Annotated in this window: 2 protein-coding genes; both read right to left on the reverse strand. The window is 68.4% G+C overall.

Annotation, left to right across the window (positions count from 1 at the left end; all coding sequences use genetic code 11):
• Nucleotides 1-184, reverse strand: a 184-nt coding sequence (locus HUS57_RS00050) for an aldehyde dehydrogenase family protein (protein ID WP_246727665.1), incomplete at its 3' end; no start/stop codon positions are given.
• A partial coding sequence (locus HUS57_RS00055) for an MmgE/PrpD family protein (protein ID WP_173930900.1) occupies nt 181-1,485 on the reverse strand: 1,305 nt, incomplete at its 5' end. The genes HUS57_RS00055 and HUS57_RS00050, both read right to left, overlap by 4 nt.

Raw genomic sequence — 1,485 nt, forward strand, 5'->3', positions numbered from 1 at the left:
GGCCCTTCATCGCGGCCCGCGCTGCCTCGACCGCGCGGTCGATGTCGTCCGCATCGGCCTCGGCCACCTCGGCCCAGACCTCCTCAGTCGACGGATCCAGCGAGGCGATCACCCGCCCGGAGTGCGGCGGCACCCATTCGCCGCCGATGTAGAGATGCGGCCAGCGCCGCGGTTCGACACTCACGATGCAACCCTTTGCGCTGCGGTGGCGCCGCGGTCCAGCAAGGTCACGATTGACTTGAGGTCCGCGGTTTCGGGCAGGGACAGCAGCGCTACGCCAGCCTCGCGCGCGCCCTCGCCCAGCAGCCAGCCGGTGTTGCGGGCGAACTTGTCCAGCACGTCGTCCTGACTCAGCGCCGCCTCGGGACTGCCGGGATGGTAAGGGACGTGGGTGGCGTAGGTCCTGCCGCCCGCATCCACCTCCATCCGCGCCGGGCAGTGCGCGGGATAATCCGACTCCGGGTCCTCGGCCCAGCTGACCTTCAGCGCCAGCGCCGCGATACGGGGATCGGCCATATGAGCCTCGTCGAACGAGTCCAGGCCGATGTCGCCGGTTACAAGGGCATTCGCCACCGTGAACGGAAGGCTGAACCGGGCCTCGTGCCTCAGCTTCGGCGCCTTCTTGCGCTCGGCCGGCTCGGTCACCAGGGTCAACCCCGGCTCGGCCAGCTTGCAGCGGATTGCGGTGATCGCGTCCACCTTGACGCCGTCGGCGGCCATCCTTGCCAGCGTCTGCTTGGCCGCCTCGATGAAGGCGTGCAGCAGCTGACAGCAAGGATACGGTTTGAACGCGGTTTCGGGCAGGTACCAGTGGCTGCCCAGGCCCGACGACGGACGATCCCAGTCCAACGCGCCGGTGATCGGCGTCAGGTGGGTCTGGAAGAAGCCCATCTTTCCCTCGAACACGCTTTCCGGCCCGGTGATGCCGGCCATGGCCATGTCGATGGCGACAATGCCACTGTGTGCGCCCCAGCCGCCGTGGATGATTTTCGAGGTCGAGCCGGTGCGGGTGGATTCCTGGATGCCCGAGGCCATCGTGCCTGCGATGCCGAAGGCCGCGATGATCTCGTCCGGGTTGCATCCGGTCAGCTGGCCGATGGCGGCGACAGAGCCGAAGCCGCCGAGCAGCGAGCTGGTGTGGTATCCGCGTTTCAAGAACCGTTCCTCAGCCACATAGCCCAGCCGGATCATCACTTCGTAGCCCGCTGTGACGGCGGTGATCAGGTCGGCGATGCTGCTCCCATCCCGCTCGGCCACCGCCAGCGCCGCCGGGATGACCGTGGAACCGGGGCGGGCCAAGGATGAGCCATGCTTGTCGTCCATCTCCAGTGCCTGCGCCATCGAGCCGTTCAGCAGCGCCGCCATTTCGGCCCGCGCCTCGGCGTCCAGGCCGAATAGAGTCGCTCCCTTGCCCTTCCACTTCGCCGCCAGCCGTCGCGCCGCCTGCCCGCTCTCCTCGTCCGGCGCGGCGCCGGCGATGCTGAC

The sequence above is a fragment of the Chelativorans sp. Marseille-P2723 genome (assembly GCF_902809845.1).
Lineage (GTDB): Bacteria > Pseudomonadota > Alphaproteobacteria > Rhizobiales > Rhizobiaceae > Chelativorans.